We start from the raw sequence: 19581 nt of genomic DNA, 5'->3' as shown, positions 1-19581 counted from the left end.
GCCACGCGCTAAGCCGGCAGCATCGGACAGCAGGCGCCCGGGGGTAGCGGCAATCCCCGCGCCAGTGGCACGCGACGTCAATAGCCGCAGTATTTCCTTACAGGGGTATTACCATGCGTGCACGTCATCGCGTTGCCGCGCTGCTGGTCAGCGTCGGCGCGTTCCATCACGGCCTGGTCCAGGCCGATCCGCGCAGCCCGGTCCAGGGCGACCCGACCCAGACGCTCCCGAAGATCGCTCCGGCCCGGCCGGACAGCAGCGTGACCGTGCAGGTCGAACGGCCGCAGGCGGCCATGCAGGACCTGCTCAATACACGCCTGACACCGCGGCGCTTTCGCATCGAGGGCGCGAAGACGCTGCCTTTCGAGGAAGTGGCCGCGCAGTTCAAGCCGCTGGCCAATCGCGAGATCACGGTGGCACAGCTGCTGGAAGCGGCCAGCACGGTGACGCAGATGTACAAGGACCGTGGCTATCCGCTCTCGTTCGCCTTCGTGCCGGCGCAGGATTTTGCCAACGGCGATGTGCTGATCACCGTGGTCGAAGGCTATGTGGCCAAGGTGACGGTCACTGGCAAGGCGGGCCCGGCAGAGGGCCGGCTGCGCGCCATTGCCGAGAAGCTGCAGCAGGACCGCCCGCTGCGCCAGGACCGTTTCGAACACTACGTCAATGCACTGGCCCTGCAGCCCGGACTGCAGGTGGCGGCCACGGTGCAGCCGCCGACCACCACCGACGGCGCCTGCGAGATGGTGCTCGACGTCAAGCGCAAGCCGTTCACCTTCGGCACCGGCATCGAATACATGTCGCCGGGCCTGCGCGCGATTGCAACCGCGACTACCAACAGCCTGACGCCGCTGGGCGAGCAGATCTCGGTGTCGGCGCTGTTCCCCAAAGGCCGCGACAACGAGGAGTACTACGCTGCCAGCTACGCGCAGCCGCTCGGCACCGAGGGCATGATCGCGCGGCTCAATGCCTCGCACTACCGCGGCGTGCCGCAGAACGCCACGCTGGAGGCGATCGGGTTCAACCCGCGCTACGTCAACGACACCAAGCGCATCGGCGGCTCACTCAGCTATCCGCTGCTGCTGTCCAACGCACACTCGCTCACGCTGACCGGCGGCTTCTACGGCGCCGACCAGTTCGAGCGCTACACCCACACCGCCACCGGCACGCGCGTGACGCTGGGCACCAACGTGCGCGTGGGCACCGCGGAGCTGACCTACGCGCAGCGCGGCGAAGGCGTGAGCCGCAACGCCACGCTGGGCCTGTACAAGGGCTTTGATGCGCTGGGTGCGAGCCGCCAGAACAATACCAACGACCTGAGCTTCTTCCGCACGCGGCTGCTGCTGTCGCAGTCGAAAGACCTGCCGGCGGGCTTCGGCCTCACCGTGGCCGCGGCGGGCCAGTACAGCGGCGACCGCCTGGCCTCGGGCGAGCAGATCAGCTTCGGCGGACGCTTCTTCGGGCTGGGCTATCCCGCCGGCGAAGTGGCGGGCGACAAGGGCTGGGGGGCCTCGGCCGAAATCAGCCGCCTGTTCCTGCCCGACATGGCCTACCTGCGCACGATCCAGCCATATGTGTCGGCCGACGTGGCGCGCGTGTTCTCCAACAGCGTGTCGCTGTCGCACCGCAGCCTGTCGTCGGTGGCCATCGGCGCGCGCTTCTCGGACCGGCGCTACTACACGCTGGACCTGTCGGTGGCACAACCGGTGGGTGACAAGCCGACCAATGCGAGCCATCGGTCGCCGCGGATCAACATGACCTATTCGTACCAGTTCGATTGAGCTGGTCGCGTTTGGGCTGACGACACGAGGTTTCCCTGTACCCGGCCGACGGCAGTCTCGCGTCGGCCGTTTTTTTATCCCGATGGCTGCGTCTGGAGCGAGCACGCGCACCAACCCGCACAAGCAGCGCAGCCTGTGCCGTCGCGCGATACCGCCGCGCAAGCGCGGCGCCGCACTCAAGTCACGCGGAAACCGACCTTCAGCGTGACCTGGTAGTGCGCGATCTTGCCGTTGGTGATGTGGCCGCGCGTTTCCACCACTTCGAACCAGTCGATGTTCTTGATGGTTTCACCGGCCTTTTCAATGGCGCTCTGGATGGCCTGGTCGCAGCCATCGGGTGAAGATCCGACGATCTCGACCAGCTTGTAGGTATGGTTGCTCATATCCCTCTCCTTGGCGGGCGGCCCGCGGGGGTTCCATCCATCATAGGCGCGGGTGCGGATAGTCCCAAGGGCAGCGGCGGCGCACCGATGCTGCACCGCATAGCCGGCCACAGATCCTGTTACACAATCACGCTTTGCCAGTGGCGTATGCGGCTGCTACGCTGCGGACCCGCCCCGACAGCATGCGGCGCGCGGCGCGCGCATGCTGTCATTCACCGACGCAAAGATCCGCCGTGACCTACAGATTCATTCGCCGGGCCGTGCTGGGCCTGGGCCTGGCCGCCGCCGTGTCGGCCTTCACCTCGTTCAGTCCCTTCGCGCTGCTGGCGCACGCCCGCTCGGCTTCCACCTTCGACCAGGTGACCGACACCATCGCCAACAGCATTAGCGAGACCTTCAACGAGGCCGTCGCCAACCACTTTCCCACGCGCGCCGGCAAGCCGGCCCAGCCGGCGCAGCCGCCGGACGCGAAGCCGGTGCCGGCCAGGCCCTTTGCCGATGGCAGCGGCTACACGCTGTGCTTCGTGCCCGATGGCGCGAGTTGCCAGGCGCTGCTGGTCAATGCCATCCGCAGCACGCGCCATCGCCTGCTGATCCAGGCCTATTCGTTCACCAGCGCACCGATTGCCGAGGCCGTGGCACAGGCGCACCGGCGCGGCGTGGACGTGCGCGTGATCCTGGACAAGAGCCAGCAGTCCGAGCGCTATACCAGCGCCACCTACCTCAAGCACGCCGGCGTGCCGGTGGTGATCGACAACAAGCCCGCGATCGCGCACAACAAGGTGATGGTGTTCGACGACCAGGCAGTCTTCACCGGATCGTTCAACTTCACCAAGTCGGCGCAAGAGCGCAACGCCGAGAACGGCATGCTGATCCGCGGCGACGCCGCCGTGGTCAGGGCCTACACCGACAACTGGAACAAGCGCTACAAGCAGTCGCGCGCGTACTGACGGCAGCAGCGTCGGGGCGCCCTGCCCTGCATGAATTGGCGCGCAGTGGCAAACTTGCAGGTTTCCTGTTCAGAGCCTTCCGGAGCCTTTCCCCATGACAGCCATCCCCGACAGCCAGTGGATCTGCGTTGACACCGCCGCGGGCAGCTTCGATGCCTACCTGAGCCTGCCGCCGGCAGGCGTGCAGCCCGGCGCGCCTGGCATCGTGCTGCTGCAGGAGATCTTCGGCGTGAACGAGCATATCCGCGCCGTGGCGGACCAGTACGCCGCCGACGGCTATGCGGTGCTGGCGCCAGACGTGTTCTGGCGCCAGGCGCCGCGCGTGCAACTGGGCTACGAAGGCGACGACATGGCGCGCGCCATGGCGCTGCGCAAGGCGGTGGATGTGCCGGCCGCGCTGGACGATATCGCCGCCACGGTGCAGGTGCTGCGCCAGCACACCGGTGCCGGCAAGGTGGCCGCGGTGGGCTACTGCTTCGGCGGCCTGCTGTCGTACCTGAGCGCGGCGCGCGGACTGGTGGATGCCGCGGTGCCCTACTACGGCGGCGGCATCCAGAACCAGCTGCAGGAGGCGGCAAACATCCGCGTGCCGGTGCAGTTCCACTACGGCGCGCTCGACGCGCATATCCCGCCAGGGGCCGTGCAAGGCGTGCGCGACGCCATGACCGGCAAACCCGGCAGCGAGATCTTCGTCTATGAGGGCGCGGACCACGGCTTCAACTGCTGGGCGCGCGGCTCCTACCACCAGCCCAGCGCCGCGCTGGCGCATGGGCGCGCGCTGGTGTTCCTGTCGGAAGCGCTGTAGTCCCTCATCCCCGAGAGCCGCTGCCGCCTTGCCATGGCCGGGCGGCAGCCTTTATCCTCGGCGCTTGGCTTCAAGACTTGCTGGACCCCAAACCATAACAATGGAGACCACCATGCAGTCAGAGCAGCAGCGCGCCCTGCGCAACACCATCCCCGACGCCATTGCCCGCGCCGTGCGGCGCAGCCCGGGCAAGACCGCGATCCGCTTCGGCGATCGGGCCTGGACCTACCGCCAGCTGGATGAGGCCGCGGCCCGCGTGGCGGGCGCGCTGGCGCAATGGGGCCTGCGCTCCGGCGACCGCGTGGCCGCCTTCGGCAAGAACTCCGACGCCTACGTGCTGCTGTGGCTGGCCTGCCTGCGCAGCGGCCTGATCCATGTGCCGGTCAATTTCTCGATGACGCGCGCGGAGGCCGAGTACATCGTCACGCAATCGGGCGCCAGCGCAATCTTTGCCGATCCGGCGCTGGCCGACCGCGTCGACGGCCTGCCCTGCAAGGTCAGCGGCACGCTGCATGGCGGCAAGGTGCGCGATATCCTGGTGGCGGCGGCGGCCAACGGCCCCGTTTCACCGGTGTCCGAAGCGCTGACCGACAACACGCCCGCGCAAATCCTGTACACCTCGGGCACCACCTCCGCGCCCAAGGGCGCCGTGCTGACCCACCGCGCGCTGCTCGCTGAATACGGCAGCACCATCGCCGCCTGCGATATCCGCGCGTCGGATTACTCGCTGGCCGCGCTGCCGCTGTACCACTCGGCGCAGATGCATGTCTTCCTGATGCCGCTGCTGCTGTGCGGCGGCACCACGCTGATCGCCGACAGCCCCGAGGCCGGCTATTGCCTGCGCACCATCCACGCCGAGGGCATCACCAGCTTCTTCGCGCCGCCCACGGTGTGGATCGCGCTGCTGCGCCATGCGGACTTCGATCCGGCGCGGCTGGGGTCGCTGACCAAGGCCTACTACGGGGCCTCGATCATGCCGGTGCCGGTGCTGCTGGAGCTGCAGCAGAAGCTGCCGGCACTGCGTTTCTACAACTGCTACGGCCAGAGCGAGATCGGGCCGCTGGCCACGGTGCTGGGGCCCGACGAGCATGCGGGGCGCCCGGCGTCCGCCGGCCGGCCGGTGCTGAATGTCGAGACCCGCATCGTCGACGAGACCATGCAGGACGTGCTGCCTGGCGAGCTGGGCGAGATCGTGCATCGCTCGCCGCAACTGCTGACGGAATACTGGGCCAAGCCCGAACAGACCGCCGAAGCCTTCACCGGCGGCTGGTTCCATTCCGGCGACCTCGGCTATATGGATGCCGAGGGCTACCTGTACGTGGTGGACCGGATCAAGGATGTGATCAACTCGGGCGGCGTGCTGGTATCGAGCCGCGAGGTGGAAGAGTGCCTGTACACCCACGGCGCGGTGGCCGAGGCAGCGGTGTTCGCGCTGCCGCACCCGAAGTGGGTCGAGGCGGTAGCCGCCTGCGTGGTGCGCAAGCGCGGCCATGAAGACGCCGCCGAGGAGGAGCTGATCGCCCATGCCCGCCAGGCGCTGGCGCCGTTCAAGGTGCCCAAGCGCATCGTGTTCGTCGCGGACCTGCCGCGCAACACGGCGGGCAAGCTGCTCAAGCGCCAGCTGCGCGAGGACTACGCGCAGCTGTTCGGCACGCAGGCTTAGTACGGCACGGCTACGCCGTTCTCGACCTTGACGCGGTCGCCGATGCGCATCTGGTAGGCATTGGACTGCGTCAGCGTCAGGTAGGCGTTGTCGCTGGTGCGCACGCGCACGCGGTAAGCCGCGGCCGAGGATCCGGTGCGCTTCTCGACCTCGTTGCCGGCCACCGCGCCGGCCACGGCGCCACCGATGGTGGCCACGGTATTGCCGCGGCCGCCGCCGACCTGGTGGCCCAGCAGCCCGCCCACGATGCCCCCGACCACGGCGCCCGCGCCGCTGGTCGAAGGCGGCTGGCCGGGCACCACCTCGATCGCCTCGACCCAGCCGTAGCGCACGCCATAGGCCTGGTTGCCATGGTTGTTGCCATAGCTGCCGTCCGGATATGACTGCTGCGGATACGGCTGCTGCGGGTAGGAAGACTGCGGGTATTCCTGCTGGGGATAGCCTTGCTGCGGGTAACCCTGTTGCGGATACCCTTGCTGCGGATATCCCTGCGGGTAGCCCGATGCCTGCGGGTAGCCCTGCTGCGCCGGGTAGCCGCTGATGGTGGTGCTGCCGCCATAGCCGCTGCTGCCGTAGCCGCTGCTGTTATAGCCACCACCGTAGCTGCCGCCGTACCCTCCGCCATAGCCGTTGTCGTAACCGTACGGCGAGGCACACCCGGCCAGCGCACCGGCGCCAAGCACCGCTAGCACAACCGAACGAAAGGGGATCGACATGTCAGGACTCCTGCGCGCTGCGCGTATTGGGGAATGCGCGCGAGTCTAGGGCCGCCGGCGGCCGGCGGGTGTCACCGGAACTTGTGATTGGTAACTGCCTGTAACCGGCTGGCAGTGCTGGCCTGCCGGGGCTCAACCGCGCTCGGCGCCGTCGTCGTTGAACTGGGTGATGCGGGCCACGCGGAAAGCGCCGCGCAGCGATTCCAGCTCGGACCGGTGCAGCATCGCCAGGCGGTTCAGGTAGCGCTCGCCCTTGGCCAGCAGGTGCACCTGCACGACGCGGCGGTCCTCGGGGTTGAGCCGGCGCTTGACCAGCCCCGCCGCCTCGCAACGGTTGACCAGCGCCACCACGCCGTGCTGCTTGGCCTGCAGCCGTTCTGCCAGCTCGCCGATCGAGGCCCAGTCCTTGTCGGCACAGCCGCGGATATGCAGCAGCAGCAGGTATTGCTGCACGGTCAGCCCTTCCTCGCGCGCCGCATCTTCGGAAAACCGCAGGAAGCGCCGCAACTGGTAGCGGAAATCCGAGAGCGCCTCGAAGTCGGCCTTGGTAAGCGATGTGGATTTCCGGGACGGGGCGGACTTGCTGGGCATAAGGTGGCGAAAAAGCGCAAAGAGGAGGAAAGCGCGGGCACAACGCGCAAGACCACGGGCGCGCGGCCGGTCCCGCAACCGGGGCGCACGCAATTATAGGGGCCGCGCACCGCGCCGCCAGCACAAACCTGTCAGCCAGGTCACGTGCCCGGCGCACAGTTGCATCGTGCCGGCGTCCGGCTATGGCAGAATCTGTGCGGTTGCAGACACCTTCACCCGTCACCGGAAAAACGCACCGATGTTCTCGGAAATCGCTCTCTTCCTGCTGGATACCGTCTTCACCCTGTTCGGCATGGCGCTGTTGCTGCGCGTGTGGATGCAGCTCACGCGGCTGCCTACGCGCAATGCGGTCTCCCAGGGAGTGTTCCAGATCACCGACTGGCTGGTGCGCCCGCTGCGCCGGATCATCCCCGGGCTGGGCGGCATCGACTGGGCCACGGTGGTGGGCGCCTGGCTGACCGCGGTGGTGTTCCTGGTGCTGGTCGCGCTGATCAGCGGCATCGACTTGCTGGGCTTCCTGCCGGCCATGCTGCTGACCGCCCTGCTCTATGTGCTGAAATGGGCGATCAGCCTGGTGATGTGGGTCACGCTGCTGATGGCGATCCTGTCGTGGGTCAACCCGCATTCGCCGGTCACCCCGGCCATCGACCACCTGACCGCGCCGGTGCTGCGCCCGATCCAGCGCGTGGTGCCGCGCCTGGGCGGCTTCGATGTTTCGCCGCTCGTGCTGTTCGTGATCGCGCAGATCCTGCTGATGGTGATCGCGCGGCTGGGCGCCGGCATCTTCGGCATGCACTACTGACCTACCGGCGGCTCGGCACATTGTCCAGAGTCCTGGACAGTGTGTCGAGAATTGCCCCTTTTTCTGCCCAGTGTGAAGTCCTACATTACAGGCACCGCGGCGCTTCCGCCACGTACCCTGCCTTAGAAGGACCACACATCATGAAGACCATCACCCAACGCCGCAGCCTGGCGCTTTCCCTGCTGTGCGCCGTCAGCCTGTCGTTTGCCGCGGCCGCCGCCCACGCCTCCGAACCCGTTTCCGACATCGCCCGCCTGGACGGCAGCATCGCCCACGTCGGCAAGGCCGACCCGTTCCTGGACGGCGCCAAAATCGGCCAGCCCGATCCGTACACCGATGGCGCGCGGGTTGGCAAGCCTGACCCGTTCACTGACGGCGCCAATGTCACCGACCGCCGCGACGCCTTCACCGACGGCGCCTGAGTCCCTGCCCCTTCCCTTGCCACGGCCCCGGCCGTGGCGGCCCGCCAGCGCCCTCAACCCGCCGGGTGGGCCTCTCCCTCAGCATGCCCGCTCGCGGCTGCTTCCGCCCCCATGCCCCCGTCCAGGCCCGCGTTGGGCTCCAGCTCGGACACCATCATCGATTCGATCGCTTCCATGAAGGCCCGCACCTTGCGCGGCTGCAGCCGCCGGTCCGGCAGCAGCGCGAACACGCGCAGCGGCGGCAGCGGGTAGTCCGGCAGCACGCGCACCAGCCGCCCTTGCGCAATCTCGGCCTCGCAATAAATGACCGACAGCCGGGCGATGCCAAGCCCCGCCAGCGCACCCTGCACGCGCAGTTCGGCGTTGTGGGTCTGCATGCGCGGACGGATCGGCACGGACACGGTCTGGCCGTCGCGGGTGAATTCCCAGACGGTGTCGCCGGGCGTGGTCAGCGTCGGCATATTGGCCAGGTCTTCCGGGCGCAGCTGCGCCGGCAGGCTGTCCGCCAGCGCCGGCGCGGCAAACAGGCCGCGTTCGACGTGGTAGATACGGCGCGCCACCGTGCCCGAGTCCGGCAGGTCGGTATCGACGACGACAAAGGCCACGTCAAACCCGTCGCGGATCGGGTCGACCAGGCCCTGGGTGATTTCCACGGCCACATCCAGCGCCGGGTGCGCCGCCAGCGTGCGGCAAATCACGCCGCCCAGCTGCTGGGCGCCGAACTCATAGGGTGTGGCGATGCGCAGCACGCCCTGTACGCGCTCTTCACGCGCCAGCGTTTCCTGGCGAATCTCGCGCAGGCGCGCAAACAAGGGGGCAACATCGCGGTAGACCGCCTTGCCCGCATCCGTGAGGCGCATGCGCCGCGTGGTGCGCTCCAGCAGCTTGGCGCCGATGGCGGTTTCCAGCCGCGCCACCGCGGCCGAGACACGCGACTTGGGGCAGTCCAGCTGCTCCGCCGCGGCCGTGAACGTCCCCTGCTCGACCACGCAGCAGAACGCCTCCCAATCATTCCATTGGATTGTTTCGTTCACCGGACAATGTTTCCCTGACAAGCTGTAGTTCCCGACGGCAGGCCTACATTATGCTTGAGCGATGCAACAAACGCCTGTCCCAGCTGGACCGGACGCCTCAGCCCCCGCAGTTCCAGCAGCCCTAGCCCCCGCCGCCCCCACACCCCAGCGCCCGCGCATGCAGCTCGCCAGTCACCCGGAAATGGGTCACTGGCGTCTTTCATTGTTCGGCCTGACGCTCGGGCTGGTGACCGGCATCGACTTCTCTTCCACGCTGATGATGGGCGTGGCCAGCCAGCATATCCAGGGCGGCGTCGGTGCCGCGCCGGAAGATTATCTGTACGCGATCTCGGCCTACGCGGCCACCGCGGTGCTGATGAACATGGTGCTGGACCAGGTCGCGCGCCGCATCACCTACAAGCGCTTCACCATGGGGTCGCTGCTGGTATTTGTCCTGGGCTCGCTGATCTGCGCCGAGTTTGCCAGCCCCACCGGGCTGATCACCGGCAAGGCGGTGCAGGGGCTGGGTGCCGGCGGCCTGTTCGCGGCCTCGCGCATCCTGGTGCAGCTGGTGTCGACGCCGGCCGAGCGCGGCCCGCTGATGCTGCGCTTCGGCGGCGGCGCGTTCTCGATGCTGGCCATCACGCCCTGGCTGACCAGCATCTTCCTGGACGATATCGGCTGGCGCGCGGTGTTCCTGTTCCAGGCCGGCATTGCCCTGCCGGTGCTGCTGTCGGTGGCGCTGACCTACCCGACCCGCGCGCCGCGCGACCCGCATCCGCCGGTATCGACACTGGACTGGCCCGCCGCCATCGCCGCCGCGCTGGGCGCGCTGGTGTTCCTGCACACGCTGCAGGAGATGCGCTATACGCGCTTCTTCAGTTCGCTGGAAATGCCGCTGGCCGCGCTGTGCGGGCTGGCATTGTTCGCCTTCAGCGGCTGGCGGCTGTATCGCCATCCCGACCCGTGGATCGACTTCTCGCGCCTGGCCGGGCGCCAGTACCTGTACGGGCTGGGCTTCTACACGCTGTACTACCTGCTCTCGTCGGCCTGGTCGTTCCTGCTGCCGTCGCTCACGCAGACCGGCCTGGGGCTGACCTTCCGCACTACCTGCATGCTGCTGTCGACCAGCGGCACGGTGTCGACCATCGGCGCCGTCGTCATCACGCTGGGCATGGCGCTGGTGTTCCGCAAGCGGCGCGTGATCGCCATCGGCTTTGTCGTCTACGCCTGCGCGGCGATGCTGCTGTCGCACCAGTTGATGCCGGGCGCGCCGGACTACGCGCTGGTGCCGGTGGTGCTGCTTGAAGGGCTGACGCCGGTGCTGCTGATGGTTCAGGTGGCATCGATGACCTACCTGGAAGTGCCGGTCGAGGATTTCTCGCACGCCTACCAGTTCAAGAACGTGTGCAAGCAGATCGCCTCGGCGATGGGCACCGGCCTGGCCAGCGTGTTCATGCAGGACGGCCTGGCGCAGCACCGCACCCACCTGGTGGAGCACATCACGCGCTACAACCCGGTGCTGCAGGCGCCGGATGCGCTCTCGGCAACGAGTCTGGCCAAAATCTCGCTGGAAGTCGACCGGCAGGCCACGCTGCTGGCCGGCATGGACATGCTGCACGGCTTTGCCGTGTTGTGCGTGGTGGCAGCGGTGTTCGTGCTGGCGCAGCGCAGCTTCCGGTAAGGAACCCACGCCCCGGGCGCCAGGCCGCGCCCGGGGCCGGTACTGGCGCAATCCCGGCATTTCCTCTACCCTTTCGGCCTTTCCGTGCCAATCCGGCGAACCGCGCCGGGCTACGTAAATGGCCAGTCCCGCCGATTCCCGCCAGAACCCGCCGCAAGCACCGCAGACCGCCGCCGCCACGCCCGAAAAGCCGAGCGACAGCTATGTGCAGTCCTTTGCACGCGGGCTGTCGGTCATCCGGGCCTTCAACGCGCAGCACCCGGCCCAGACGCTGACCGAGATCGCCCAGGCTAGCGGCCTGACGCGCGCCGGCGCGCGCCGCATCCTGCTGACGCTGGTGGGGTTGGGCTACGTGCAGGCCGACGGCCGCCTGTTCCGGCTGACGCCCAAGATCCTGGACCTGGGCTTCGCCTACCTGACCTCGATGCCGTTCTGGAACCTGGCCGAGCCGATCATGGAGACGCTGTCGCAGCAGGTGCATGAAAGCTGCTCGATCTCGGTGCTGGACGGCACCGAGATCGTCTACGTGCTGCGCGTGCCGGCGCGCAAGATCATGACCATCAACCTGTCGATCGGCAGCCGCCTGCCGGCCTATTGCTCGTCGATGGGGCGGGTGCTGCTGGCCGGCCTGGCCGAGCCCGAGCTCGACAGCGTGCTGCGCGCCACCGAACTGCGCGCGCGCACCGGCCGCACCGTCACCGACGTGGATGCGCTCAAGGCCATCGTCGCCGACATCCGCAAGCGCGGCTGGGCGCTCAACGACCAGGAGCTGGAAGAAGGGCTGGTGTCGCTGGCCGCGCCGATCCGCAACCGCGCCGGCCACACCATCGCCGCCATCAATATCAGCGGCCAGGCCAACCGCACCAGCGCGCAGGAGATGCTGGAGCGTTTCCTGCCGCCGCTGCTGGAAGCTTCGGAGAAGATTTCCGGGCTGGTCGGGCTGCGCACCTGAGCGCGGCCGCCGGGATCAGACTGCCGCGGGCAGCTCCACGCTGCCGAATTCGGCCGAGCGCGTGCCGTCCAGCGGCCGGTTGCTGGCCCCGAAATACGCAAACGCCACTGACAGCTTGACCGCGTTGGACGCATTGCGGCCAGCCGCATGGAACAGCCGGCTGTCGAAGAAGAGCACGTCGCCGCGGTGCAGCGCCAGCGGCTGCGCGGCATCCAGCAGGGGCTGGCTGGCCGGGTGGGCCTCGATCAGGAATTCGGCCGGGTCCAGCTGGCCCGGCTCCAGCTTCGCCTGGTGCGAACCCGGGATGACGCGCAGCACGCCGTTGCGCTCGTCCTCGTCGCCCAGCGCCAGCCACACTGTCACCAGTTCCGGCCGGGCAAACGACCAGTAGCGCGTATCGCGGTGCCAGCCGGTCTGGCTGCCGTAGTGCGGATGCTTGGTCATCACGCAGTTGTGGTGCGCCAGCGTGATGCGGGCGGGCTCGCCCAGCAGCGCCTGCACCACCGCCACCAGCTGCGGGTCGCTGGCCCAGCGGCGGAAGACCTCGTCGCGCCCGTAGGCCTGGCGCAGCCGCCTGACCGTGCCGCCGCCAGCGGCATCGCGCGCGGCCGGCGCGCCGGGATAGCCCAGGTCGGCCTCGAACTCCACCGGCGGCACCGCCACCGCCAGGTGCTCACGCGTCACCGCCTCCAGCGCCGCGCACGCCGGCTCATCGGCAAAGCCGCGCAGGATCACGAAACCGTTGGCGTGGAAGGCCTGCACCAGGCGCGGCAGCGCGCCGGGATCGGCAGACAGGACGGAGGAAGGCAGGTCGGCGCAGGGGTCCAGCGAGGTCATTGCAGCAGGCGCGGCACAGGCAGCGGAAAGAGGAATGGGAAGGGCCGCGGTGGCCCGACAGGCTCATGATGCCAGAACCTGCGCGATCTGGCGCAGGCGCTGCACCATAACCATGCAGACAGCGCCGGGGCATCGTCTGTCTCCGTACGGAAACAGACGGTGCCGCGTGCCGCCCGCGCCGCTACAATGCGCTGGTCTTCACCCGATATTCCCCGCATCCACCCGCTTTTTCCACCTTTTGCGCCGAGGTCCAACGTGACAGCTCGCCCACGCATCGTCGCTTCGCTGTCCGAGGCCCAGGCCCAGCTGGGCCGCATCGTTCTTGGCAAGCCGCAACAGGTGCGGCTGGCGCTGGCCTGCATGCTGGCACGCGGCCACCTGCTGCTGGAAGACGTGCCCGGCGTCGGCAAGACCACGCTGGCCCATGCGCTGGCGCGCACGCTTGGGCTGCAATACCAGCGCGTGCAGTTCACCAGCGACCTGCTGCCGGCCGACCTGATCGGGGTTTCCGTCTTTGTCCGCGACGCTGGCGAGTTCCGCTTCCATCGCGGCCCGGTGTTCGCGCAGGTGGTGCTGGCCGACGAAATCAACCGCGCGCCGCCCAAGACCCAGAGCGCGCTGCTCGAGGCCATGGCCGAGGGGCAGGTGACCCATGACGGCACCACGCACGCGCTGCCGTCGCCGTTTTTCGTGATCGCCACGCAGAATCCGCTGGAGCAGATCGGCACGCATGCCTTGCCCGAATCGCAGCTGGACCGCTTCACCATGCGGCTGTCGCTCGGCTACCCCGACCCCGTCTTCGAGCGCGTGCTGTACCTGGGCGGCGCCAGCGCGCCGGAGCTGCCTCCGGTGATGGATGGCAGCCAGGTGCTGGCGCTGCAGGAGGCTGCCGCACAGGTGTACGCCAGCCCGGCGCTGGTGGACTACGTGCTGGCGCTGGTGCAGGCCACGCGCAGCCACGGCGGCTTTGCCGCGGGGCTGTCGCCGCGCGCGGGGCTGGCGCTGCTGGCCTGCGCGCGCGCCTGGGCCCTGCTGGCGCAGCGCAACATGGTGCTGCCGGAAGATGTGCAGGCGGTCTTCACCGCAGTGGCCACGCACCGGCTGCTGCCCGCCGGCGCGGGCGGCCATGCGGCCGTTGCCGGCGAGCTGGCCGCGCTGCAGGCCGGCGTGGCCATTCCCTGAAGGCCATGGCGGCGCGCAAGAGCGTGCTCCGCGGCGCGCCGGCCATGGCTCAGCGCCGCACGGCGGGCCGGCGCCCGGCCGGCGAAACCGGCGGCACGCTGCTGCTGGATCGCCGCCACCTCTATATCCTGCCCACCCGCGGCGGCCTCGGCTTTGCGGTCGTGCTGGCGGCGATGCTGCTGACTTCGCTGAACTACAACATCAGCCTGGGCTTTGCGCTGACCTTCCTGCTGGCCGGCATCGGCATGGCCTGCATGTGGCTGGCCTACCGCAACCTGCTCGACCTCGCCGTGGCCGCGGGCCCGGCGGCGCCGGCCTATGCCGGGCAGGATGCCGTGTTCCAGCTGCGCATCGACAACCGCGATGCCGACGCGCGCATCGGCATCGAGGCGCACGTGCCGACGCTGCCAAACGTGGCAATCGCCATGCTGATGCTCGAGGGCAGCGCCAGCGGCATGCTCGCCCTGTACGTGCCAACAGCGCGCCGGGGCCGGCTGGTGCTGCCGCGCGTGGCAATCGCCAGCCGCTTTCCGTTCGGGCTGTTCCGGGTCTGGAGCTATGCGGACCTGGACATGTCGACGCTGGTCTATCCTGCCCCGGAGCCCGATGCCCCGCCACCGCCTGCCGCATATCGGCCCGACGGTGGCGACGCCGTGCACACCACCGCCAGCGCGGCAAGCAGCGACGACGGCGTCGACCAGCTGCGCCGCTACCGCAGCGGCGACCCGCTGCACCGCATCGCCTGGAAGCACAGCGCGCGCACCGGCCGCTGGCTCAGTCGCGCCGGCGATCCGCCGCAGCAGCCGGCGCGCTGGCTGGACTGGCACGCACTCCCGGCCGGCATGGAAGCGGAAGCGCGGCTGTCGCGCCTGTGCGCGTGGCTGCTGGCCGCCGGTGACGATGCCGAGATCGGCCTGCGCCTGCCCGGCGTTGAACTGCCGCCGGCGCGCGGCGCCAGCCACCGGCGCGCCTGCCTAGAAGCGCTGGCGTTATGGCCGCAACGGCCCGCGGCCTGCCGTGCCGGAGACCGGGTGTGAAACCCGTCGCGCGACCGCTGCAGCATGACGACCATGGACTGCTGCTGGGCCAGCTGGCGCTGGTGCTGGCGCCGCAGGCGCGCACGCTGCCGGTGGCGGTCAGCCTGCTGCTGGTGCTGCTGCTGGGCTGGCGCTGGCTGCTGTGGCGGCGGCGGGCGCCGCTGCCCTCGCGCTGGATGCTCGGCATCACCGCGGTCATGGTGCTGCTGGTGGCCAGCGCGCTGGTGTGGCAGGACGGCGGCGGCATGGGGCGCGAGCTCGCGGTGGCGCTGCTGGGCGCCTTTGTCATCCTCAAGCTGCTGGAATGCCGCGCGCTGTCGGACGCGACGCTGGTCACGCAGTTGTCGTTCTACCTGCTGCTGACGCTGTACCTGTCCGACCAGCCGTTCTGGCTGGCGCTGTACAGCCTGGCAATCGGCGCCTGGGTGCTGCGCAACTGGCTGCTGCTGCACCACCCCGAGGCGCGCAGCCGGCTGGCGATCTGGCCGCTGCTGGGACGCATGGCGCTGCTGGGCCTGCCCTGGGCGCTGGCGCTGTTCGTGCTGTTCCCCCGGCTGGAGCACCCGCTGTGGCAACTGCCGCAATCGGCGCCGCGCGGCACCACCGGCATCAGCGACACCATGCGGCCGGGCAGCGTCGGGCAGCTGATCCGCTCGCCGGAAGTCGCCCTGCGTGCCGAGGTCGCCGGCCCGCCGCTACCCTCCGCAGCGCTGTACTGGCGTGCGCTGGTGCTGTGGGAATACGACGGCACCACCTGGCACCCGTCGCGACAGCGCCGGCAGCAACTGGCGCCCGCGCCCGCCGCCGGCAACACGGAAGGCATCGACATCAGCATCACGCTCGAGCCCAGCCAGCAGCGCTGGCTGTTCGCGCTGGACCGCGGCCAGGCCCTGTCCGCCGGCGTGGACGCCGCCGCCACGCCCGACGGCGAATTCATGGTGCGCGGGCCGGTGGACCAGCGCATCCGCTACCGCACGCATTCCACGCTGTCCCCCGCGCCCGAAGCGCTGACAGCCGCCACGCGCCGGCTGGCCCTGAGCCTGCCCGACGGCAATCCGCGCGCCCGCGCGCTGGCCGCCCAATGGGCCGACCGCCATGCCGATCCCGCCGCGCGCGTGCAGGCCGCACTGCGGCTGTTCGCGGCGGCGCCCTTCGCCTATACGCTGAGCCCACCGCCGCTGGGCAGCGAACAGGTCGACAGCTTTTTGCTCGACACCCGGCGCGGCTTCTGCGAGCACTACGCCAGCAGCTTCGTCTTCCTGATGCGCGCTGCCGGCGTGCCCGCGCGCGTGGTCACGGGGTATCAGGGTGGCGAGTACAACCCCATCGGCAACCACTACGTGGTGCGCCAGTCCGATGCGCATGCCTGGGCCGAGGTCTGGCTGGACGGCCGCGGCTGGGTGCGCGTGGACCCGACCGGCGCCGTCGCGCCGAGCCGCATCGAGCAGGGACTGGATGCGGTGGTGGGCAGCGAAGCCGCCGACTGGCGGCCGTCGCAGCAACCGGCATGGCTGAAGGACCTGCGCTGGGCCTATGAAGGCGTCGTCTACACCTGGCAGCGCTGGGTGCTGCAGTACGACCATGCGCAGCAGCAGCGGCTGCTGCTGGCACTCGGCGCCGGCGTGGGCGCCGGGCAGTTGCTGGCCGGCGTGCTGGGCGCACTGTGCCTGCTGGCACTGGTGCCGCTGTGGCGGCGCCGCGGGCCGGCAGACCCGGTCGATGCGGCCTATGCCCGCTTCTGCGCCCTGCTGGCCCGCCACGGCTGCGAGCGCGCCCAGGCCGAAGGACCGCAAGACTTCGCCGCGCGCGCCAGCGCACGGCTGCCGCGCGCGGCCGACGCAATCGCTGCCGTCAGCGCCGCCTATGTCGGCTTGCGCTACAGCAACCTGCCGGCCGCGCGCCATGCGCAGGCGCTGGCAGCGATGCGGGCAGGCATTCGCCAGATCGCCGCGGCGTTGCGGCATTAGGCCCCCGCCAGCCAGATCGGCCGGCACGCCCCCGACAGAATTAGCTTCGTTTGATATAATTTCATCTGTAACTATATCGAATGCAACCGATCCGCCGCTCGCGTGGATCGCAACGCCTCCCGCCATGTCTTTCGAACAACGCATCGACCGCTTCTGCGCCAGCCATCCCGAGGCCCCGCGCGACCTGATCCTGGCCTCCAGGCTGCTGCTGCGCACCGCGCGCCTGCTGCGCGGCCATATCGACCAGGCGCTGGCCCCGTTCGAACTGGACATGAGCCAGTACCTGCTCCTGAGCATGCTTGCCGTCGACGACAACCAGCCCAGCATGCCGTCCGAGCTGGGCACCACGCTGGACGCCACGCGCACGCAGATGACGCGGCTGCTGGACGGCCTGGAAGCGCGCGGGCTGCTGCGCCGGCGGGCGTCGGCCAGCGACCGGCGCAGCCTGGAGCTGACCCTGACCCCGGCCGGCCGCCGGCTGCTGGAGCGCGCCGCGCCGGCGGTGCATGCCGCCTACGGCGAGGCCTGGGCGCCGCTCGGCGCAGGCGGCCTGGCCAGCGCCACGCGTGCACTGACCCAATTGCACCAGACCCTGGAGGGGCTCCAGCCATGAATCCCGGCTCACCCTGGCAGCCGCTGTGGCGATTGCGCGTCAGCATGCGGTGGCTGCGCTGGCTGAGCCACCGGCAGCGCCAGACCCTGCTGATGATGCTGCTGGCGCTGGCCACCGGCGTGGAGTTCCTCGAGAACATCATGTTCGTGTTTGCCTCCAGCCATATCGTCGGCGGCCTCGACGCCGACCCGCGCAGCTTTGCGCTGGTGCAGGCGGCCTACGCGGTGGGCAGCATGCTGATGATCCTGAAGCAGCAATGGCTGTCGCGCCGGTTCGGCTACCGCTACTACCTGACGGGGGCGCTGCTGCTGTTCATGGCGGGCACGGTCGTGGCCGCGACCAGCCATGCGCTGCCGCAGATGGTGGTGGCGCGCTTTATCCAGGGCGTGGGCGGCGGCGCGCTGTTCACCAGCTGCCGCATCCTGGTCAACGTGCTGTTCGGGCCGACGGCGCGCCCGCGCGCCACCCGCATTTTCATGATCGGCATCTTCTCGGCGTCGGCGCTGGGCCCGGCCTTCGCCGCCGAGCTGATTGACCATGGCGTATGGCAGGACGTGTTCTACGGCGTGCTGCCGTTCGCCGCGCTGGCCACGCTGGGTGCCTGGCTGCTGCTGCCGGATGCGGAGCCGCGCGCCGATACCAGCGGCCCCGCGCTCGGGCCGCTGCTGCTGTTCGGCGCCGCCATCGTGACCTTGCAGGCGGCGCTGACCGAGGCGCGCTTCGACGTGTTCTCGCACCCGCTGCGGCTCGCGCTGGTGGCTGCCGCGGGCCTGGCGCTGCTGGCCGTGTTCCTGTTTCACCAGTGGCACCACCGCGACCCGGTGCTGCACCTGCGCGCACTGCGCCAGCCGGTGTACCTGACCGGCCTGGCGATGTACTTCGTGTACTACATGATCAGCAACCTGAGCGGCTACCTGTTCCCGATCTACGCCGAGCAGGCGCTGAAGATCCCGCTGGCCACCACCGGCTGGCTCAACACCTTTGCCGCGCTGGTCAGCCTGGCCGGCATCTTCGTCTACCTGCAGGTGGCGCCGCGCCTGACGCGCAAGAAGCCGCTGATGGTCGCCGGCCTGGTGCTGATGGCCGCCACGGCATGGTGGTTCTCGCAGATGCCGCCCGACGCCGGCCCGCCCGCGCTGGCATGGGGGCTGGTCGGCAAGGGGCTGTTCGGCGTGCTGGTGATCATCCCCATTGCCGGGCTGACGTTCCGGGCGCTGAGTCCCGATGAATTCGCCCATGGCTACCGCAGCAAGAACCTGATGCGGCAGGTCGCCAGCTCCTTTGCCTCGGCGCTGGGTGCGGTGCTGCTGCAGAACCGCCAGTTCGCGGTGCACGACAGCCTGCTGCACGCGGTGGGCCAGCGCCCCGCCGAGACCGAACACTGGATGGCTGCCATGCAGGCAGCATTGGCCGCGCGCGGCTTCGATGCGGCGCAGGCCCACCTGGGCGCGCTCGCACAACTAAACGGGCTGATCGAGCAGCAGGCCAGGCTGATTGCCTGCGAGGATATCTATCGGCTGATTGCGGTACTGGCGCTGGGTGCGGCGGCGTACATGCTGCTGCAGCGGCGGCTGGCCTGATGCCCGCGCGAGCGGCTATGCGCAAGCCGTGCGACGACTGGAACTACTGCGGGACAGACGCGGAATTCGGGGAGAAGCGAAGGCACCGCGCACGAGGCGATGGCGCGGACGGGTCGCAGTGCCGGCGGATGCGGCACCGGCGAAGTACCTGCTCAGAACAGCGACAGCTGGCGCATGCCGAAACCGATGGTCTCTTCCACGCGCGCACGGGCGTGGGCCAGCGAGCCTTCTGCGCCAGAGTAATTGCCGGCGGCCCAGTGGTAGACCACGGGGATGTCGCCGCGCTCGGACAGGCGCACTTCGCCAAGCTTGTCGCCGCGTTCGTTGCGGTAGAAGTGTGAGCGGTAGCCGCGCTCCCAGTGGGGGGCGACAACCTTCTTGCGCCGCCGGGGCTTCGGCGCGGAGCCGGCGGTGGACGTCGTGGACGTCAGTCGCCGCGCTCTATCGGTACCCGGCGTGATGGCGCGGGTGAAATCCAACTGCATAGACTTCCTCTTTGTCGATTCAGCAGAACCAGGGTCGGCGGGGGCTGCCGCCGCATGCTTCGTGCATCGCAGTCGAGATAATACCTGCTGGCGCGCTTTCTGTAAGCAGTTCGTTGCG

At 69.3% G+C, this 19581-nt stretch carries 19 protein-coding genes; 13 read left to right on the top strand and 6 right to left on the bottom strand.

The features are described from left to right. Window positions 1-113 precede the first annotated feature (113 nt). Complete coding sequence (locus CNE_RS18920) at window positions 114-1781, top strand: ShlB/FhaC/HecB family hemolysin secretion/activation protein (RefSeq protein ID WP_013951877.1); 1668 nt, start codon at window positions 114-116, stop codon at window positions 1779-1781. Window positions 1782-1957: 176 nt separating this feature from the next. Here the strand turns inward: CNE_RS18920 and CNE_RS18915 are convergent, their stop codons facing one another. Continuing rightward, entirely contained in the window at window positions 1958-2164 is a 207-nt protein-coding gene (locus tag CNE_RS18915) for a dodecin (RefSeq protein WP_013951876.1), read from the bottom strand. Window positions 2165-2397: 233 nt separating this feature from the next. On the opposite strand from CNE_RS18915, the gene CNE_RS18910 reads away from it, so the two are divergent. The 3 genes from CNE_RS18910 to CNE_RS18900 all read left to right on the top strand — a co-directional run bounded on the left by CNE_RS18910 (window position 2398) and on the right by CNE_RS18900 (window position 5582). Then, window positions 2398-3114 carry a phospholipase D family nuclease gene (locus CNE_RS18910; protein ID WP_238553110.1) on the top strand — a complete coding sequence of 239 codons (717 nt, stop codon included), beginning with the start codon at window positions 2398-2400 and terminating at the stop codon, window positions 3112-3114. A 94-nt stretch (window positions 3115-3208) separates the two neighbouring features. Next, the gene (locus tag CNE_RS18905) at window positions 3209-3919 is read left to right on the top strand and encodes a dienelactone hydrolase family protein (RefSeq protein WP_013951874.1); all 711 of its coding nucleotides are present in this window, start codon (window positions 3209-3211) and stop codon (window positions 3917-3919) included. A gap of 112 nt (window positions 3920-4031) precedes the next feature. Further along, entirely contained in the window at window positions 4032-5582 is a 1551-nt protein-coding gene (locus CNE_RS18900) for an acyl-CoA synthetase (RefSeq protein WP_013951873.1), read from the top strand. On the opposite strand, the gene CNE_RS18895 is transcribed toward CNE_RS18900, so the two are convergent. Beyond that, window positions 5579-6298: a glycine zipper 2TM domain-containing protein gene (locus CNE_RS18895; RefSeq protein ID WP_013951872.1), complete on the bottom strand. Its 720-nt coding sequence runs from the start codon at window positions 6296-6298 to the stop codon at window positions 5579-5581. The genes CNE_RS18900 and CNE_RS18895 overlap by 4 nt on opposite strands. Before the next feature lie 132 nt (window positions 6299-6430). Continuing rightward, window positions 6431-6889 carry a MarR family winged helix-turn-helix transcriptional regulator gene (locus CNE_RS18890; protein ID WP_013951870.1) on the bottom strand — a complete coding sequence of 153 codons (459 nt, stop codon included), beginning with the start codon at window positions 6887-6889 and terminating at the stop codon, window positions 6431-6433. Between the two features lie 238 nt (window positions 6890-7127). On the opposite strand from CNE_RS18890, the gene CNE_RS18885 reads away from it, so the two are divergent. Together CNE_RS18885 and CNE_RS18880 are read left to right on the top strand one after the other, a co-directional pair. Further along, the gene (locus CNE_RS18885) at window positions 7128-7691 is read left to right on the top strand and encodes a YggT family protein (RefSeq protein WP_041228513.1); all 564 of its coding nucleotides are present in this window, start codon (window positions 7128-7130) and stop codon (window positions 7689-7691) included. Between the two features lie 140 nt (window positions 7692-7831). Beyond that, window positions 7832-8113 carry a hypothetical protein gene (locus CNE_RS18880; RefSeq protein ID WP_013951869.1) on the top strand — a complete coding sequence of 94 codons (282 nt, stop codon included), beginning with the start codon at window positions 7832-7834 and terminating at the stop codon, window positions 8111-8113. 53 nt (window positions 8114-8166) lie between these two features. Here CNE_RS18880 and CNE_RS18875 read toward each other — a convergent pair whose 3' ends face one another. Further along, window positions 8167-9147 (bottom strand): LysR family transcriptional regulator, encoded by a 981-nt coding sequence (locus tag CNE_RS18875; RefSeq protein WP_013951868.1) that lies wholly within the window; start codon window positions 9145-9147, stop codon window positions 8167-8169. Window positions 9148-9208: 61 nt separating this feature from the next. On the opposite strand from CNE_RS18875, the gene CNE_RS18870 reads away from it, so the two are divergent. Further along, window positions 9209-10810 (top strand): MFS transporter, encoded by a 1602-nt coding sequence (locus CNE_RS18870; protein ID WP_013951867.1) that lies wholly within the window; start codon window positions 9209-9211, stop codon window positions 10808-10810. Window positions 10811-10928: 118 nt separating this feature from the next. Then, on the top strand, window positions 10929-11762 hold the full coding sequence (locus CNE_RS18865; RefSeq protein ID WP_013951866.1) for an IclR family transcriptional regulator: 834 nt from the start codon (window positions 10929-10931) through the stop codon (window positions 11760-11762). A gap of 15 nt (window positions 11763-11777) precedes the next feature. Here the strand turns inward: CNE_RS18865 and CNE_RS18860 are convergent, their stop codons facing one another. Then, entirely contained in the window at window positions 11778-12599 is an 822-nt protein-coding gene (locus tag CNE_RS18860) for a phytanoyl-CoA dioxygenase family protein (protein ID WP_013951865.1), read from the bottom strand. Between the two features lie 255 nt (window positions 12600-12854). On the opposite strand from CNE_RS18860, the gene CNE_RS18855 reads away from it, so the two are divergent. The 5 genes from CNE_RS18855 (at window position 12855) to CNE_RS18835 (ending at window position 18978) form a co-directional block, all read left to right on the top strand. Beyond that, window positions 12855-13781, top strand: coding sequence for an AAA family ATPase (locus tag CNE_RS18855; RefSeq protein ID WP_013951864.1), 927 nt, complete (start codon window positions 12855-12857; stop codon window positions 13779-13781). Between the two features lie 5 nt (window positions 13782-13786). Continuing rightward, window positions 13787-14818, top strand: coding sequence for a DUF58 domain-containing protein (locus CNE_RS18850; RefSeq protein ID WP_013951863.1), 1032 nt, complete (start codon window positions 13787-13789; stop codon window positions 14816-14818). Beyond that, on the top strand, window positions 14815-16785 hold the full coding sequence (locus tag CNE_RS18845; RefSeq protein ID WP_013951862.1) for a transglutaminase TgpA family protein: 1971 nt from the start codon (window positions 14815-14817) through the stop codon (window positions 16783-16785). Before CNE_RS18850 ends, CNE_RS18845 begins: the two co-directional genes overlap by 4 nt. Before the next feature lie 124 nt (window positions 16786-16909). Continuing rightward, on the top strand, window positions 16910-17398 hold the full coding sequence (locus CNE_RS18840) for a MarR family winged helix-turn-helix transcriptional regulator (protein WP_013951861.1): 489 nt from the start codon (window positions 16910-16912) through the stop codon (window positions 17396-17398). Next, the gene (locus CNE_RS18835) at window positions 17395-18978 is read left to right on the top strand and encodes an MFS transporter (protein WP_013951860.1); all 1584 of its coding nucleotides are present in this window, start codon (window positions 17395-17397) and stop codon (window positions 18976-18978) included. The genes CNE_RS18840 and CNE_RS18835 overlap by 4 nt, the downstream gene beginning before the upstream one ends. Before the next feature lie 152 nt (window positions 18979-19130). On the opposite strand, the gene CNE_RS18830 is transcribed toward CNE_RS18835, so the two are convergent. Next, entirely contained in the window at window positions 19131-19463 is a 333-nt protein-coding gene (locus CNE_RS18830) for a hypothetical protein (RefSeq protein ID WP_010809792.1), read from the bottom strand. Window positions 19464-19581 lie beyond the last annotated feature (118 nt).

This window comes from Cupriavidus necator N-1, from assembly GCF_000219215.1.
GTDB lineage: Bacteria > Pseudomonadota > Gammaproteobacteria > Burkholderiales > Burkholderiaceae > Cupriavidus > Cupriavidus necator.
Note: the sequence above shows the minus strand (reverse complement) of the source record. Positions and strands in the feature narration are given on the sequence as shown.

Excerpts from the sequence above, each read along its gene's own strand:
- CNE_RS18920 (WP_013951877.1), top strand. The coding sequence starts at position 114 with ATGCGTGCACGTCATCGCGTTGCCGCGCTGCTGGTCAGCGTCGGCGCG.
- CNE_RS18915 (WP_013951876.1), bottom strand. The coding sequence starts at position 2,164 with ATGAGCAACCATACCTACAAGCTGGTCGAGATCGTCGGATCTTCACCC.
- CNE_RS18905 (WP_013951874.1), top strand. The coding sequence starts at position 3,209 with ATGACAGCCATCCCCGACAGCCAGTGGATCTGCGTTGACACCGCCGCG.
- CNE_RS18900 (WP_013951873.1), top strand. The coding sequence starts at position 4,032 with ATGCAGTCAGAGCAGCAGCGCGCCCTGCGCAACACCATCCCCGACGCC.
- CNE_RS18895 (WP_013951872.1), bottom strand. The coding sequence starts at position 6,298 with ATGTCGATCCCCTTTCGTTCGGTTGTGCTAGCGGTGCTTGGCGCCGGT.
- CNE_RS18890 (WP_013951870.1), bottom strand. The coding sequence starts at position 6,889 with ATGCCCAGCAAGTCCGCCCCGTCCCGGAAATCCACATCGCTTACCAAG.
- CNE_RS18885 (WP_041228513.1), top strand. The coding sequence starts at position 7,128 with ATGTTCTCGGAAATCGCTCTCTTCCTGCTGGATACCGTCTTCACCCTG.
- CNE_RS18880 (WP_013951869.1), top strand. The coding sequence starts at position 7,832 with ATGAAGACCATCACCCAACGCCGCAGCCTGGCGCTTTCCCTGCTGTGC.
- CNE_RS18870 (WP_013951867.1), top strand. The coding sequence starts at position 9,209 with ATGCAACAAACGCCTGTCCCAGCTGGACCGGACGCCTCAGCCCCCGCA.
- CNE_RS18865 (WP_013951866.1), top strand. The coding sequence starts at position 10,929 with ATGGCCAGTCCCGCCGATTCCCGCCAGAACCCGCCGCAAGCACCGCAG.
- CNE_RS18860 (WP_013951865.1), bottom strand. The coding sequence starts at position 12,599 with ATGACCTCGCTGGACCCCTGCGCCGACCTGCCTTCCTCCGTCCTGTCT.
- CNE_RS18850 (WP_013951863.1), top strand. The coding sequence starts at position 13,787 with ATGGCGGCGCGCAAGAGCGTGCTCCGCGGCGCGCCGGCCATGGCTCAG.
- CNE_RS18840 (WP_013951861.1), top strand. The coding sequence starts at position 16,910 with ATGTCTTTCGAACAACGCATCGACCGCTTCTGCGCCAGCCATCCCGAG.
- CNE_RS18835 (WP_013951860.1), top strand. The coding sequence starts at position 17,395 with ATGAATCCCGGCTCACCCTGGCAGCCGCTGTGGCGATTGCGCGTCAGC.
- CNE_RS18830 (WP_010809792.1), bottom strand. The coding sequence starts at position 19,463 with ATGCAGTTGGATTTCACCCGCGCCATCACGCCGGGTACCGATAGAGCG.